This window comes from Pseudomonas sp. KBN12P06040 (assembly GCF_037574965.1).
GTDB lineage: Bacteria > Pseudomonadota > Gammaproteobacteria > Pseudomonadales > Pseudomonadaceae > Pseudomonas > Pseudomonas aeruginosa.
This window is the reverse complement of the sequence record NZ_JBBELS010000001.1, coordinates 5805866-5820184: the sequence shown is the minus strand read 5'-3', so window position 1 is coordinate 5820184 and position 14319 is coordinate 5805866. Positions and strand designations below refer to the sequence as shown.

At 66.7% G+C, this 14319-nt stretch carries 13 protein-coding genes; all 13 read left to right on the top strand.

The features are described from left to right. Window positions 1-9 precede the first annotated feature (9 nt). The 13 genes from ilvE to VQ067_RS27390 all read left to right on the top strand — a co-directional run bounded on the left by ilvE (window position 10) and on the right by VQ067_RS27390 (window position 14301). Window positions 10-933, top strand: a complete 924-nt coding sequence (gene ilvE, locus VQ067_RS27450) for a branched-chain-amino-acid transaminase (protein ID WP_023096229.1) — start codon at window positions 10-12, stop codon at window positions 931-933. Window positions 934-992: 59 nt separating this feature from the next. After that, window positions 993-2030, top strand: a complete 1038-nt coding sequence (waaF, locus tag VQ067_RS27445) for a lipopolysaccharide heptosyltransferase II (protein ID WP_003109905.1) — start codon at window positions 993-995, stop codon at window positions 2028-2030. After that, window positions 2027-3094 carry a lipopolysaccharide heptosyltransferase I gene (gene waaC, locus VQ067_RS27440; RefSeq protein ID WP_003095779.1) on the top strand — a complete coding sequence of 356 codons (1068 nt, stop codon included), beginning with the start codon at window positions 2027-2029 and terminating at the stop codon, window positions 3092-3094. Before waaF ends, waaC begins: the two co-directional genes overlap by 4 nt. After that, window positions 3091-4212 carry a glycosyltransferase family 4 protein gene (locus tag VQ067_RS27435; protein ID WP_003109903.1) on the top strand — a complete coding sequence of 374 codons (1122 nt, stop codon included), beginning with the start codon at window positions 3091-3093 and terminating at the stop codon, window positions 4210-4212. The genes waaC and VQ067_RS27435 overlap by 4 nt, the downstream gene beginning before the upstream one ends. Beyond that, a complete protein-coding gene (gene rfaP, locus VQ067_RS27430) occupies window positions 4209-5015 on the top strand; it encodes a lipopolysaccharide core heptose(I) kinase RfaP (protein WP_003095775.1) in 807 nt (268 codons plus the stop codon). Before VQ067_RS27435 ends, rfaP begins: the two co-directional genes overlap by 4 nt. Beyond that, window positions 5015-5749 carry a lipopolysaccharide kinase InaA family protein gene (locus VQ067_RS27425; protein WP_003095773.1) on the top strand — a complete coding sequence of 245 codons (735 nt, stop codon included), beginning with the start codon at window positions 5015-5017 and terminating at the stop codon, window positions 5747-5749. Before rfaP ends, VQ067_RS27425 begins: the two co-directional genes overlap by 1 nt. After that, window positions 5746-6504, top strand: a complete 759-nt coding sequence (locus VQ067_RS27420) for a lipopolysaccharide kinase InaA family protein (RefSeq protein WP_003095770.1) — start codon at window positions 5746-5748, stop codon at window positions 6502-6504. Before VQ067_RS27425 ends, VQ067_RS27420 begins: the two co-directional genes overlap by 4 nt. After that, window positions 6501-7979 carry a lipopolysaccharide kinase InaA family protein gene (locus VQ067_RS27415; protein ID WP_023096228.1) on the top strand — a complete coding sequence of 493 codons (1479 nt, stop codon included), beginning with the start codon at window positions 6501-6503 and terminating at the stop codon, window positions 7977-7979. Before VQ067_RS27420 ends, VQ067_RS27415 begins: the two co-directional genes overlap by 4 nt. A 103-nt stretch (window positions 7980-8082) precedes the next feature. Further along, the gene (locus tag VQ067_RS27410; protein WP_003095766.1) at window positions 8083-9840 is read left to right on the top strand and encodes a carbamoyltransferase family protein; all 1758 of its coding nucleotides are present in this window, start codon (window positions 8083-8085) and stop codon (window positions 9838-9840) included. Further along, a complete protein-coding gene (locus VQ067_RS27405) occupies window positions 9824-10960 on the top strand; it encodes a glycosyltransferase (RefSeq protein WP_023096227.1) in 1137 nt (378 codons plus the stop codon). Before VQ067_RS27410 ends, VQ067_RS27405 begins: the two co-directional genes overlap by 17 nt. Then, entirely contained in the window at window positions 10954-11850 is an 897-nt protein-coding gene (locus VQ067_RS27400) for an antimicrobial resistance protein Mig-14 (RefSeq protein ID WP_023092698.1), read from the top strand. Before VQ067_RS27405 ends, VQ067_RS27400 begins: the two co-directional genes overlap by 7 nt. 3 nt (window positions 11851-11853) lie before the next feature. Then, entirely contained in the window at window positions 11854-13272 is a 1419-nt protein-coding gene (locus VQ067_RS27395; RefSeq protein WP_033989924.1) for a PIG-L deacetylase family protein, read from the top strand. 72 nt (window positions 13273-13344) lie between these two features. Then, a complete protein-coding gene (locus VQ067_RS27390; protein WP_003114548.1) occupies window positions 13345-14301 on the top strand; it encodes a glycosyltransferase family protein in 957 nt (318 codons plus the stop codon). The last annotated feature ends 18 nt before the right edge of the window (window positions 14302-14319 follow it).

The following is a 14319-nucleotide window of genomic DNA, read 5'->3' as shown; positions in this document are numbered from 1 at the left end:
CTGGCAACTATGTCGATGGCCGATCGTGATGGCGTGATCTGGTATGACGGTGAACTGGTGCAGTGGCGCGACGCGACCACGCACGTGCTGACCCATACCCTGCACTATGGAATGGGCGTGTTCGAGGGCGTGCGCGCCTACGACACCCCGCAGGGCACGGCGATCTTCCGCCTGCAGGCGCACACTGACCGGCTGTTCGACTCCGCGCACATCATGAACATGCAGATCCCGTACAGCCGCGACGAGATCAACGAGGCGACCCGCGCCGCCGTGCGCGAGAACAACCTGGAAAGCGCCTATATCCGCCCGATGGTGTTCTACGGAAGCGAAGGCATGGGCCTGCGCGCCAGCGGCCTGAAGGTCCATGTGATCATCGCCGCCTGGAGCTGGGGCGCCTACATGGGCGAGGAAGCCCTGCAGCAAGGCATCAAGGTGCGCACCAGTTCCTTCACCCGCCACCACGTCAACATCTCGATGACCCGCGCCAAGTCCAACGGTGCCTACATCAACTCGATGCTGGCCCTCCAGGAGGCGATCTCCGGCGGCGCCGACGAGGCCATGATGCTCGATCCGGAAGGCTATGTGGCCGAAGGCTCTGGCGAGAACATCTTCATCATCAAGGATGGCGTGATCTACACCCCGGAAGTCACCGCCTGCCTGAACGGCATCACTCGTAACACTATCCTGGCCCTGGCCGCCGAACACGGTTTTAAACTGGTCGAGAAGCGCATCACCCGCGACGAGGTGTACATCGCCGACGAGGCCTTCTTCACCGGCACCGCCGCGGAAGTCACGCCGATCCGCGAAGTGGACGGGCGCAAGATCGGCGCCGGCCGCCGTGGCCCGGTCACCGAAAAGCTGCAGAAAGCCTATTTCGACCTGGTCAGCGGCAAGACCGAGGCCCACGCCGAGTGGCGTACCCTGGTCAAGTAAGCACCGAAGAAGGGTGTGACAGGGAGGCGAAAGCCTCCCTGATCATTTCCGGAGCCTGAATGAGAATTCTGATCGTAGGTCCCTCCTGGGTGGGGGACATGGTGATGGCGCAGACCCTGTTCCAGTGTCTGCGCCAGCGGCATCCCGAGTGCGTGATCGACGTGCTGGCGCCCGAATGGAGCCGACCGATCCTCGAGCGCATGCCCGAGGTGCGCCAGGCCCTGAGCTTCCCGCTCGGCCACGGGGTGATGGACGTCGCCACCCGGCGCCGGATCGGACGCGGCCTGCGCGGTCAGTACGAGCAGGCGATCCTGCTGCCCAACTCGCTGAAGTCGGCGCTGGTGCCCTGGTTCGCCGGAATACCGAAGCGCACCGGCTGGCGCGGCGAGATGCGCTACGGGCTGCTCAATGACATCCGCAAGCTCGACAAGCAGCGCTATCCGCTGATGATCGAACGCTTCATGGCCCTGGCCTTCGAGCCGGGCGTGGAGTTGCCGAAGCCCTATCCGCAGCCGCGCCTGCGGATCGACGACGGCAGCCGCCAGGCGGCGCTCGACAAGTTCGCCCTGAGCCTGGACCGCCCGGTGCTGGCGCTCTGTCCCGGCGCCGAGTTCGGCGAGGCCAAGCGCTGGCCGGCGGAACACTACGCCGCGGTCGCCGAGGCGAAGATCCGTGCCGGCTGGCAGGTCTGGCTGTTCGGCTCGAAGAACGACCATCCCGGTGGAGAGGAGATTCGCCAGCGCCTGATTCCGGGGTTGCGCGAGGAGTCCTTCAATCTTGCCGGGGAGACTTCGCTGGCCGAGGCCATCGACCTGATGTCCTGCGCTGGCGCGGTGGTGTCCAACGATTCCGGCCTGATGCACGTGGCGGCCGCGCTGGATCGCCCGCTGGTGGGCGTCTATGGCTCCACCTCGCCGCAGTTCACCCCGCCGCTGGCGGACCGGGTGGAGATCGTCCGCCTCGGTCTCGAGTGCAGCCCGTGCTTCGAGCGCACCTGTCGCTTCGGCCACTACAATTGCCTCCGCGAGCTGCCGCCTGGCCTGGTATTGCAAGCCCTGGAGCGGCTGGTCGGCGACCCTGCCGAGGTCGCCGGATGAGGGTACTGCTGGTCAAGACCTCGTCCCTCGGCGACGTGATCCACACCCTGCCGGCGCTTACCGACGCCGCCCGGGCGATTCCCGGCATCCAGTTCGACTGGGTGGTGGAGGAAGGTTTCGCCGAGATTCCCGCCTGGCATCCGGCGGTGGCGCGGGTGATCCCGGTGGCGATCCGGCGCTGGCGCAAGAACCTCTGGCAGACCCTGCGCAACGGCGAATGGCGGCGCTTCAAGCAGCGCCTGAAGGAAGTCGACTATGACCTGGTGATCGACGCCCAGGGGCTGCTGAAGAGTGCCTGGCTGACCCGCTACGTGGGCAAGACGCCGGTCGCCGGTCTCGATCGCGATTCGGCGCGCGAGCCGCTCGCCAGCCGCTTCTATCGCCGTGCCTATCCGGTCGCCTGGGGACAGCATGCGGTGGAGCGCACGCGCCAGTTGTTCGCCCAGGCGCTGGACTACCCGTTGCCCGAGTCGGTCGGTGACTATGGCCTGGACCGCGAGCAGTTGGCCGACGCCGACCCTGGAGCGCCGTACCTGGTGTTCCTGCACGGTACTACCTGGGTCACCAAGCATTGGCCGGAAGCCTACTGGCGCGAACTGGCCGAGCGCATGTGCGAGCGCGGCTGGTCGGTGCGCCTGCCCTGGGGCAGCGCCGCCGAGCGGGAGCGGGCCGGGCGCCTGGCGGCGGGGTTGGAAAATGCCGCGGTACTCCCCAGATTATCCCTGGCCGGCATGGCCAAGGTGCTTGCCGGCGCGCGCGCCTGCGTGGCGGTGGATACCGGCCTCGGTCACCTGGCGGCGGCGCTGGACGTGCCGACGCTGTCGCTGTTCGGCCCGACCAATCCTGGCTTCACCGGCGCCTACGGGCGCTCCCAGGTCCACCTGGGCAGCGACTTCCCCTGTGCGCCGTGCCTGAAGAAGACCTGTACCTACCAGCCGACCGAAGAGGATCGCAAACTGTTCGATCTCAAGCGTGAGCAGCCGCTGTGCTTCACCCGGCTGAATCCCCAGCGCGTGGCCACCCAGCTGGAGGCCATGCTGCTGGCCCCGGAGACCCTCCGATGACCCTGGCGTTCATCCTCTACAAATACTTCCCCTTCGGCGGCCTGCAGCGTGACTTCATGCGCATCGCCCTGGAATGCCAGCGGCGCGGGCACGACATCCGCGTCTATACGCTGATCTGGGAGGGCGACGTGCCGGACGGCTTCGAAGTGCTGGTGGCCCCGGTGCGCTCGATCTTCAACCACCGGCGCAACGAGAAGTTCACCGCGTGGGTCCGCGCCGACCTGGCCAGGCGCCCGGTGCAGCGGGTGATCGGCTTCAACAAGATGCCCGGACTGGATGTCTACTACGCCGCCGACGCCTGTTTCGAGGAAAAGGCCCAGACCTTGCGCAACCCGCTGTACCGCCAGTGGGGCCGCTACCGCCACTTCGCCGGCTACGAACGGGCAGTGTTCGACCCGGCCTCGAAGACCGAGATCCTGATGATCTCCGAGGTGCAGCAGCCGCTCTTCGTCAAGCACTACGGCACCCAGGCCGAGCGTTTCCATCTGCTGCCGCCGGGGATCAGCCAGGATCGCCGGGCGCCGGCCAACGCCGCGGACGTGCGTGCGGAATTCCGCCGCGAGTTCGGCCTGGAGGAGGACGACCTGCTGCTGGTGCAGATCGGTTCCGGCTTCAAGACCAAGGGCCTGGATCGCAGCCTGAAGGCGCTGGCCGCGCTGCCCAAGGCGTTGCGCAGGCGTACCCGGCTGATCGCCATCGGCCAGGACGATCCCAAGCCGTTCCTGCTACAGATCGCCGCCCTCGGTCTCAACGACCAGGTACAGATCCTCAAGGGGCGCAGCGATATCCCGCGCTTCCTGCTCGGCGCCGACCTGCTGATCCACCCAGCCTACAACGAGAACACCGGTACGGTGCTGCTGGAGGCGCTGGTCTCCGGCCTGCCGGTGTTGGTGACCGATGTCTGTGGCTATGCCCACTACATCGCCGAGGCCGACGCCGGGCGGGTGCTGCCGAGTCCGTTCGAGCAGGACAGTCTCAACCGCCTGCTCGCGGAAATGCTGGAGAACGCTCCGGCGCGCGCCGCCTGGTCGCGCAATGGCCTGGCCTACGCCGATCACGCCGACCTCTACAGCATGCCGCAGCGCGCCGCCGACCTGATCCTCGAGGAGGCCTCATGAGGCTGGTGCTGGAAGAGCCGTTCAAGCGCCTGTGGAGCGGGCGCGATCCGTTCGAGGCGGTGGAGGCGCTGCAAGGCAAGGTCTACCGCGAACTGGAGGGGCGCCGCACCCTGCGCACCGAGGTCGACGGGCGCGGCTACTTCGTCAAGATCCACCGTGGCATCGGCTGGGGCGAGATCGCCAAGAACCTGCTCACCGCCAAGCTCCCGGTGCTCGGCGCGCGCCAGGAGTGGCAGGCCATCCGGCGCCTGCACGAGGCCGGCGTAGCGACCATGACCGCGGTCGCCTACGGCGAGCGCGGCAGCGATCCGGCGCGGCAGCATTCCTTCATCGTCACCGAGGAACTGGCGCCGACCGTGGACCTCGAGGTGTTCTCCCAGGACTGGCGCGAACGTCCTCCACCGCCGCGGCTCAAGCGCGCGCTGGTCGAGGCGGTGGCGCGGATGGTCGGCGACATGCACCGTGCCGGAGTCAACCATCGCGACTGCTACATCTGTCATTTCCTGTTGCACACCGACAAGCCGGTGAGCGCGGACGATTTCCGCCTCTCGGTGATCGACCTGCACCGTGCCCAGACCCGCGACGCCACGCCGAAACGCTGGCGTAACAAGGATCTGGCGGCATTGTATTTCTCTGCGCTGGACATCGGACTGACGCGTCGCGACAAGCTACGCTTCCTGCGCACCTATTTCCGCCGGCCGTTGCGCGAGATACTGCGCGACGAGGCCGGCCTGCTGGCCTGGATGGAACGCAAGGCGGAAAAACTCTACGAACGCAAGCAGCGTTACGGAGACCTGCTCTGATGGCGGGGTGGACCCTCGAGCCCGATTACCGTCACCTGGCCGCCGACTTCGGTAGCCTCGATAGCGTGTTCGCCCTGGAGGGCGAGCGCCTGACCCGCGACCCGTTGTCCGAGGTCATCCGCATCGAGCGCGACGGCGTGCGTTACTACGTCAAGCGCTACCGCAGCGCCGGCAAGGGCCTGCGCCGCTACCTGGCGCGACCGCGGATCAAGGCCGAGTGGCAGAACCTCAAGCGCTTCGAGAAGTGGGGCATTCCCACCGCCGAAGTGGTCGCCTGGGGGCTGGAGCGCAAGGCCGGCGCCTTCCAGCGCGGCGCCATGATCACCCGCGAGCTGCCGGGCACCGAGGACTTGTCGGTGCTCGCCTGCAACCGGGATCCGCGCCTGAAGGACCCGCGCTGGGTGGACGGCGTCAGCCGGCAGATCGCCAAGGCTACGCGCCTGATGCACGACCAGCATTTCACCCACAACGACCTGAAGTGGCGCAACCTGCTGGTGGACGACCAGCCGCTGGTGTATTTCATCGACTGCCCGAACGGCGCGTTCTGGTGGAGCTTCATGCTGCGCTACCGGATCACCAAGGACCTGGCCTGCCTGGACAAGGTGGCCAAGTACCACCTGTCGCGCACCCAGCGCCTGCGCTTCTACCTGCAATATCGCCGTCGCCGGCACCTGAACGAATCCGACAAGAAGCGTATTCGCCAGGTGGTGGCTTTCTTCGAGGGGCGCGAATGAGCGTTTTCATCGCCGCGCAGGACCACGACCTGCTCCAGCGCAACCGTCTGGACAGCTTCGACGCCCTGTGGGCCTTGCAGCTGGACGCCGTGGACGAACCGAATACCGAGCGGGGTGGCTGGAGCAGCGTCTACCGCCTCGACCTGGGCGACTCCGCCTACTACCTGAAGCGCCAGAGCAACCACCTGACCCGCAGCCTGCGCCATCCGCTGGGCGAGCCGACCTTCGCCCGCGAGTTCCGCAACATCGAGCGCTACCGGGCGCTGGGCATTCCCGCCCTGCAGGCGGCGTTCTTCGCCCAGCAGGCGGTCGGCGGAGAGCGCCAGGCGATCCTCCTGACCCGTGCCCTGGACGGTTGGCAGGACCTGGACACCTGGCTGGCGTCCTGGCACGACCTGGCCGAAGAGCGGCGCCGGGCGATTCTCCGGGCGGTTGGCAGGCTGGCGCGCCAGCTGCACGCGGCCGGACAGATGCATGGTTGCTTCTATCCCAAGCATGTATTCCTCCGCGAGGGGGCCGATGGTGTCTTCGAGGCCTGCCTGATCGACCTGGAGAAGACCCGCCCGATCTGGTTCGGCCGCCGCGACCAGGTCAAGGACCTGGAGCCGATGCTGCGCCGCGCCCCGGACTGGAGCGAAGCGGACGTGCACGAATTCATCTCCGCCTATGTCGACGAACCCCTCGACTCGGCCGAGGTCGAGCAGTGGTATCGCCTTCTCGACCAGCGCCGTCGGCGCAAGGAGTCGCGCCGATGAGACTGGCCGAACTGCAAGCCGCCGGGCGCCACCCGCAACTGCCATTGCGGGTGACCCTGGCGGATGGCGCTGGCGCTGCCGAATTGCGCCTGGACAGTCTGCTGCGGGTGCTGCCCGGGCAGCGCTACGTCGGTGCCGGCGAATGGCGTGGGCGCAAGGTGCTGGCCAAGCTGCTGGTGGGCGGCAAGGCCGCACGGCATTTCCAGCGCGAACTGGAAGGGGCGCGTCTGCTCGCGGCCCAGGGGCTGACCACCCCGGCGCTGCTGGCCGACGGGCTGCAGGAGGGCGAGGGCGGCTGGTTGCTGTTCGACTACCTCGACGCGGCGCAGAGCCTCGGTGACGCCTGGCGTGCGGTGGAGGCACAGGCGCCGCTGGGCGATGCCCAGCAAGCGGTGCTCGGCGAAGCCCTGGCAGCCATTGGCGAGCTGCATGCAAAGGGCCTCTGGCAGGACGACCTGCACCTGGGCAACCTGTTGCGCCACGCCGGCCGCCTGTATCTCATCGACGGTGGCGGCGTGCGTGCGGAAACTCCCGGCCAGCCGCTGTCGCGACAGAAAGTGCTGGAAAACCTCGGGGTGTTCTTCGCCCAGTTGCCGGCGCTCCTCGATCCTTTCCTGGAGGAGTTGCTGGTGCATTACCTGCTGGCCAACGGCGAGCATGCGCTGCCGCTCGAAGCCTTGCAGAAGGAAATCGCCAAGGTTCGCCGCTGGCGGGTGCGCGACCTGCTGAGGAAGGTCGGTCGCGACTGTAGCCTGTTCAGCGTCGTGCGCGGTCCGTTCCGCCTGTTCGCCGCCCGCCGCAGCGAGGCCGAGACGATGGCGCCCCTGCTGGCGGACGCGGACCGCCTGATCGCCGCCGGCCACGTCTACAAGGACGGCGGCGCGGCCACCGTCGCCCGGGTCGAAGCGAACGGCCGCACGCTGATCATCAAGCGCTACAACATCAAGGGCTGGGTCCATTGGCTGAAGCGCTTCTGGCGGCCGAGCCGGGCCTGGGCCTCCTGGCGCGAAGGCAACCGCCTGGAATTCCTCGGCATCGCCACCGCCCGTCCGCTGGCGATGCTGGAGCGGCGCTGGTGCTGGCTGCGCGGGCGCGCCTACCTGATTACCGATTATCTCGGCGGTCAGGATATAATCGCTCGTTTTAAGCCTTGCCTGGACATGCCCGATGGCGCCGTTTCGCCACCGGAAGCCGAGTTGGCGGCACTGGATCGGCTGTTTTCGACGCTGATCCGCGAACGCATCAGCCACGGCGACCTGAAGGGACACAACCTGTTCTGGCAGGCCCATGAACAAGGCGGCGAATGGGCGCTGATCGACCTGGACGCGATGCGCAAGCATCACAGCCAGGTGTCCTTTGCCCGCGCCTACGCCCGCGACCGCGCGCGCTTCCTGCGCAACTGGCCGCAGGACAGCGGCCTCTACCGGCTGCTGGAGCAACGGATTCCCCGCCTCGGCGACGCCGCCGGGGCTTGAACGACAAGCGACGACCACCGCCTGCGGCGGTCGACGAGTTAAACGAAAGCCGCGGTTGTCGGTCCCACTCCGCAACCGCGAGCTGCTTTGAAGAGGTTCTACCGTGGCATTGACCGTCCTAGGCCTGTCTGGCGCCGTAAGCCATGACCCGTCCGCCGCCCTGTACATCGACGGCAAGCTGGTCGCGGCCGTCGAGGAAGAGCGCTTCGTGCGCGACAAGCACGCGAAGAACCGCATGCCCTACGAATCGGCGAAGTTCTGCCTGGAGCAGGCAGGGATCGAGCCGGCCGATGTCGACGTGGTGGCGATTCCCTTCGCTCCCATCAGCATCATGGAAAAGGCCCGCTGGCACTACGCCAAGCGCTACGCCTACGCGCCGGATCGCGCGCTGGATGCGATCCTGCTCGGCAACCGCCGCTACAAGCGTTACTACAAGCGCATCGAGTGGTGCCTGCAACAACTCGGCTTCGACCTGAAGAAAATCAAGATCCAGCCGGTCGAGCACCACCTTGCCCACGCCTCCAGCGCCTACCATTGCTCGGGGTTCAAGGAAAAGACCGCGATCCTCGGCATCGACGGCAAGGGCGAGTACGCCACCACTTTCTTCGGCTGGGGCGAGAACGGTCGGATCCACAAGATCAAGGAGTTCTACGATCCGGATTCGCTGGGCGGCCTGTACGGCGCGATCACCGAGTACCTCGGCTTCGACATGCTCGACGGCGAGTTCAAGGTCATGGGCATGGCGCCCTACGGTGACGCCAGCAAGTACGATTTCTCCCGTCTCGCCAAGTTCGAGAACGGCGAACTGGTGATCAACACCGACTATGCCAACGTCATCGGCTTCCGCCGCTACAAGGAGAAAGGCAAGGGCTACTACTTCTCGCCCAAGCTGATCGAGTGGCTGGGGCCCAAGCGCGAAGGCGATATCGCCGACGATCCCTACATCCATTACGCCGCGAGCATCCAGGCGCTGTTCGAGAAGCTCGCGCTGGAGATGATGGACTACTACCTCGGCGATATCATCCGCGAGACCGGCAAGGTCGCTTTCGCCGGCGGCTGCGCGCTGAACGTCAAGCTCAACCAGAAGATCATCTCCCGCCCCGAAGTGAAGGAGTTGTTCGTCCAGCCGGCGGCCAGCGACGCCGGCACCGCGGTCGGCGCGGCGGCCTACGTGTCGCACCAGCGCGGCGTGCCGGTGGAGAAGATGGAGCACGTCTACCTCGGCCCGGAGTATTCCAACGAGGACGTCATCGCCGCCTGCGCCCGTCACGAGGCCAGGCCGCAGTGGCAGAAGATCGACAACCGCAGCCGGCGTATCGGCAGGATCCTTGCCGACGGCAACCCGGTGGCCTGGTTCCAGGGACGCATGGAGTTCGGTCCGCGTGCCCTCGGTGGCCGCTCCATTCTCGGCTGCCCGAGCGTGCCGGGCGTGGCCGACCGGATCAATGCGCAGATCAAGTTCCGCGAGCGCTGGCGACCCTTCTGCCCGTCGATGCTGGATACCGTCGGCCCGCAGATGTTCAAGATCGACCACCCGGCCCCGTTCATGACCTTCACCTTCGAAGTCAACGAAGAGTGGAAGGAGCGAGTGCCGGAAGTGGTGCACGAGGACGGCACCTCCCGCGCCCAGGTGCTGAAGCGCGAGTACAACCCGCGCTACTACGACCTGATGAAGGAACTGGAGAACCTCACCGGCAACGGCGTGGCCCTGAACACTTCGCTCAATCGTCGTGGCGAACCGATGATCTGCTCGCCGACCGACGCTCTGAACATGTTCTTCGGCTCCGATCTGCAGTACCTGATCATGGAGGACATCCTGGTCGTGAAGGAGGGCGTGGACTGGTATGACTCGGTCGGCTGAACCTCGCGTCCTGCAGTTCTGTCACGGCTACGACGGGCCTTTCCTCGACTGTGCCCGTCAGTACGCCAGCCTGTTCGCCGGAACCCCGTACAAGGTCACCACGGTGTTCCTCACCGGGCGTTCCGATCCTGAGGTGGCGGCGCGTTGCGCCTCCGACGAGGTACTGTTCCTCGAGTACGGCTCCAGGGACATCCGTGGCCTCAAGCTGAAGGCGATCCGCGACTTGCGCGAGATCGCCCGTTCGCGCGACTTCCGCTTCTGCATCGCGCACCGCTTCAAGCCGATCTGGATCGCCAGCCTGGCCACTCGTCTGCCGATCGTTGGCGTGCACCACGCCTTCGGCGATTACCAGCGGTTGTCGCGCAAGGTCTTCGCCGGCCTGATGAGCAAGCGCCTGAGCCTGCTGGCGGTGTCCGACGCGGTGCGCGACGATATCCGCCGTTGCCTGCCGAAGTGGCCGGCGGAGCGGGTCGAGACGCTCTACAACCGCATCGACGTCGCTGCGCTGCAGGCCGAGCAGGTCGAGCGCCTGAGTGCGCGCCGGCAACTGCGCCTGCCCGACGAGGCCTGGGTGGTCGGCAACGTTGGCCGCCTGCATCCGGACAAGGACCAGGCTACTCTGCTGCGCGGCTTCGCCGCCGCGCTGCCGCGCCTGCCACAGAACAGCCTGCTGGCGATCCTCGGCAGCGGCCGCCTGGAAGAGCAGCTCAAGGACCTGGCCTGCGAACTGGGCATCGGCGAGCGCGTGCTGTTCCTCGGCCAGGTCGAAGAGGCACGGCGCTACTTCAAGGCGTTCGACGCCTTCGCCCTGAGTTCCGACCACGAGCCGTTCGGCATGGTCCTGCTGGAGGCCATGGTCGCCGGCGTACCGCTGATCGCCACCGCCTGTGGCGGCGCCCGCGAAGTGGTGGAGGGGGTCGGCATCCTCTTCCCGCTGGGCGACGAGACGGCCCTGGCCGAGGGTCTGACCCACCTGGCAGCGCTCGACCGCCGCCAGCGCGAGGCCTGTGCGCGGCTCATGCTCGAGCGCCTGGAGACACGCTTCTCCGACGCCGCGGTGCGCCGCGAATTCTGGCGCCTGCCGACGATTGCCGGCTTCGCTTCGGAGTCTGCATGCTGAACAGGTTGCGCGCCTTCCGCGAACGCGGTTGGCGCGAAGTGGATGCGCTGACCTACGCCCAGGCCTGGCAGCGTTTCGGCGGCAGCGTCGCGACCCACCCGCTGGTGGTCGAGCAGCTCGCCGAAATGGCTGGAATCCCGGTGCGTTACCTGGGTTGGGAGAGCGCTGGCGAACTGGTTGCGGCGATCCCGACCTGGGGCCGCCACCTGGCGTTGTCCAAGGACGTGCTCAAGCGGCGCGGCAAGAAGGGCCTGTACGACCTGGGCAACGCCGAACTGATCCTGCCGGTGGCTGGCGATGCCCGCATCGCCCTCCGCCATGGGGGACGCTACCTGTCGGTGCTGCATGAGCGGAACATCGTCACGCTGCGCCCGCAGGCCGAGCAACTGGCTTTCGCTCGCGCCCCCGAGGATTTCTCCAAGAAGTTCCGCTACAACCAGCGGCGCGAAGTGCGCCTGGTGGAGGAGGCCGGTGGCCAGGTGCGCCAGGCAGACAGCTTCGCCCCGGCCGAGTTCGCCGCCATCTATCTCGAACTGTTCCAGCGTCGCTGGGGTTTCCCGGCCACCGGCGCGGAGCGCATGGCCGAGGTCTTCGAGCGGCTGCGCGAATTGCTGCGCGGCTCGGTCCTGCTGCTCAACGACCAGCCCATCGCGGTCCAGGTACTGTATCGCGCCGAAGCGCCGGGCTGGCTCAGCGTCGAGTACATCAACGGCGGCGTCGATCCGCAGACCCGCGAGTTCAGCCCTGGCAGCGTGCTCAGTTACCTGAACACCCAGGCCGCCTGGGAGGATGCGCGAGCGCTGGGCAAACCCCTGCGCTATTCGTTCGGTCGCGCCGACCGCGAATACAAGGATCGCTGGTGCCATCCTTCTCCGGTCTTCCAGGTCTGAAGCATGAGCGCACGCAAGCAGCAGTTGCTCAAGCGTCATCGACGCAACAAGCGGATCGGCCTACTGGTTGCGCTGCTGGCATTGCTGGCCGTCGGTCTGCTGGTCAGCCCCTGGTTGTTGCCGATCCTCCTCGTGGCCCTGTGGGTCGCCCACGAAGCCTGGTTCGCCGATCACCTGTTCTATTCGCCGGGCGAGGACTACCGCTACCGTTTCGCGGAAGGGGTCGAGTCGCTGCCGGTACGCCTGGCGGATGGCCGTCTGCGAGTCGACGGCGAGCTGCGCGAAGGCGATACGCTGGTGCTTGGCATCGGCGTGCGCGCTGGCTGGCTGGGGCGTTTCCTCGAACCCTCGGTACTGCTGGAAGGTGGCGCGGAGGCCGATGCCCAGGCTTTCGAACGTGGGGTGAACGGCTTGCGCTACCTGAACCTGACGGGACTGGCCGGGCCGCTGGGCGAGGGCCGGATTCGCCTGCGCGGCCGGCATTGCCGGTTGGTCGGCGAACCGACCCTGTGGCGTGCGCGCCATCCCGACTACCGTGACCGGCGGGTGATGGTCATCGCTCCGCATGCCGACGACGCCGAGCTGGCCGCCTTCGGCCTCTACAGCCAGGCACGCGAGGCCTGGATCGTGACCCTGACCGCCGGCGAGATCGAAACCGAGCATTACCGCCGCATGGGCCTCGACGGAATAGCTGCGGCGCGCCTGAAGGGCCGCCTGCGCGCCTGGGATAGCCAGGCCGTGCCGGCGTGGGGTGGGGTGCCGGCCGAGCGCTGCGTGCAACTGGGTTATTTCTGCCTGCAATTGCCTGCCATGCAGGCGAACCCGGGCGAGGTGGTGCCGTCCCGTGAGGCCGATCTCGCCGATATCCGTCCGTTCCGCCAGTTCAACCGCCTGCGCCTGGCCAGCGATGCCGACGGCCTGTCGACCTGGAACAATCTGCTGGCCGATCTCCGCGAGCTGATCCTGCTGGCACGTCCCGAGGTCATCGTCCTGCCTCATCCGCATTTCGATCCGCACCCGGACCATGTCCGCGCCCAGGAGGCCGTGCGCGAGGCGCTCCAGGGTCTGGACTGGCAGCCGCAGGCATTGTTGCACTATGCCAATCACCTGCACGACAACGATCGCTGGCCGATGGGCGATGCGCACATGGGGGTCAGCCTGCCGCCGCTGACCGAAGAATGCTCGCCGTTGCTGCCATGGACGCTGGCGCTGGAGCGCACGCGCCAAGTGGACAAGGCCATGGCCTTGGGCATGATGCACGACCTGCAACCCAGGCCGCCGTTCAAGCGCCGTCTGCGCCGCCGTCTGCAGGGCTGGCTCGCCGGTCGTCGCTGGCCGGCATACGGCGAGGACGAGTTCATGCGCAAGGCGGTGCGTCGGCACGAGTTGTTCTGGGTGGAGTCGCTGGATGGGGAGGCGTGATGCTTGGGTCGAGCGTTCGGCAAGGTTCGAGCCGCCATGCTGCTTCGGAGCAGCCGCGAGGATGAAGGTCTGATGAAAGTTCTGTTTCTGGTCCAGAAAGAGCAGCGCGCGATCCTGGATCGCCTGTACGACGGCATCGCCGCCCACTGCGAGTGCGATACTCGCTGGCTGAGCAGCGAGGAGCAGGCCGACCTGCGCGGCTACTTCCGCAAGCACGTGGATGTCTCGCGCTACGACCGCATCCTGTTCTTCCTCCGCTTCAAGAAGGAAATGCGCCAGGTCCGTTTCATCCGCAGCGTGCCCAACCTGGTGATCCTCGAGCACGATGCCTACCAGAACTACATTCCCTGCAAGTACACCGGCAAGTTCAGCGCCCATTACCGGCGCCTGCCCTGGGCACGGGTGATCAGTTCGGGCCATACGGTCAGCGAACGCCTGCGCCAGGAGGGATTCGACGCGGTATTCGTGCCCAAGGGCTACGACCAGACCCTGTTGCATGACCTCGGCCTGGCGCGCGATATCGAGCTGGGCTTCGTCGGCAGTACCGGCAGCGTGGCCTACAGTGGACGCAAGGCGCTGCTCGACGAGTTGGGCGGAGTGGAGAACCTGCTGGTGACCAAGACCAAGTCCGGCGAGGAGTACCTGCGTACGCTCAACCGCATCCGTTTCTTCGTCAGCGCGGATGTCGGCATGGGCGAATACATGATCAAGAATTTCGAGGCGATGGCCTGCGGTTGCGTACTGCTGGCCTACGACCAGGGCGAGCGGGAAAACGAGGCCTTGGGTTTCCGGGACATGGAGAATATCGTGCTGTATCGCTCGGTGGCGGACATCCAGGAAAAGCTCGCGATCCTGCGCCTCGATACGGCCCTCGCCGAGCGGATCGCGCGAAGCGGCCAGGCGCTGGCCATCGAACGATTCAGCTTCGCCGCTGTCGGTCAGAGTATCGTCGAGGCCATGCGGCCCGCGTTGCGCGAGCCGGAGCGTCCCGGATGGCTGGAGAAGACCTGGCGACGTATTTTTACCTGAGAGTAGCAGCCGAAAAGA

Coding starts and splice junctions, on each gene's coding strand:
- rfaP (WP_003095775.1), top strand. CDS start 4,209: ATGAGGCTGGTGCTGGAAGAGCCGTTCAAGCGCCTGTGGAGCGGGCGC.
- VQ067_RS27425 (WP_003095773.1), top strand. CDS start 5,015: ATGGCGGGGTGGACCCTCGAGCCCGATTACCGTCACCTGGCCGCCGAC.
- waaF (WP_003109905.1), top strand. CDS start 993: ATGAGAATTCTGATCGTAGGTCCCTCCTGGGTGGGGGACATGGTGATG.
- VQ067_RS27390 (WP_003114548.1), top strand. CDS start 13,345: ATGAAAGTTCTGTTTCTGGTCCAGAAAGAGCAGCGCGCGATCCTGGAT.
- ilvE (WP_023096229.1), top strand. CDS start 10: ATGTCGATGGCCGATCGTGATGGCGTGATCTGGTATGACGGTGAACTG.
- VQ067_RS27435 (WP_003109903.1), top strand. CDS start 3,091: ATGACCCTGGCGTTCATCCTCTACAAATACTTCCCCTTCGGCGGCCTG.
- VQ067_RS27405 (WP_023096227.1), top strand. CDS start 9,824: ATGACTCGGTCGGCTGAACCTCGCGTCCTGCAGTTCTGTCACGGCTAC.
- VQ067_RS27415 (WP_023096228.1), top strand. CDS start 6,501: ATGAGACTGGCCGAACTGCAAGCCGCCGGGCGCCACCCGCAACTGCCA.
- waaC (WP_003095779.1), top strand. CDS start 2,027: ATGAGGGTACTGCTGGTCAAGACCTCGTCCCTCGGCGACGTGATCCAC.
- VQ067_RS27420 (WP_003095770.1), top strand. CDS start 5,746: ATGAGCGTTTTCATCGCCGCGCAGGACCACGACCTGCTCCAGCGCAAC.
- VQ067_RS27400 (WP_023092698.1), top strand. CDS start 10,954: ATGCTGAACAGGTTGCGCGCCTTCCGCGAACGCGGTTGGCGCGAAGTG.
- VQ067_RS27395 (WP_033989924.1), top strand. CDS start 11,854: ATGAGCGCACGCAAGCAGCAGTTGCTCAAGCGTCATCGACGCAACAAG.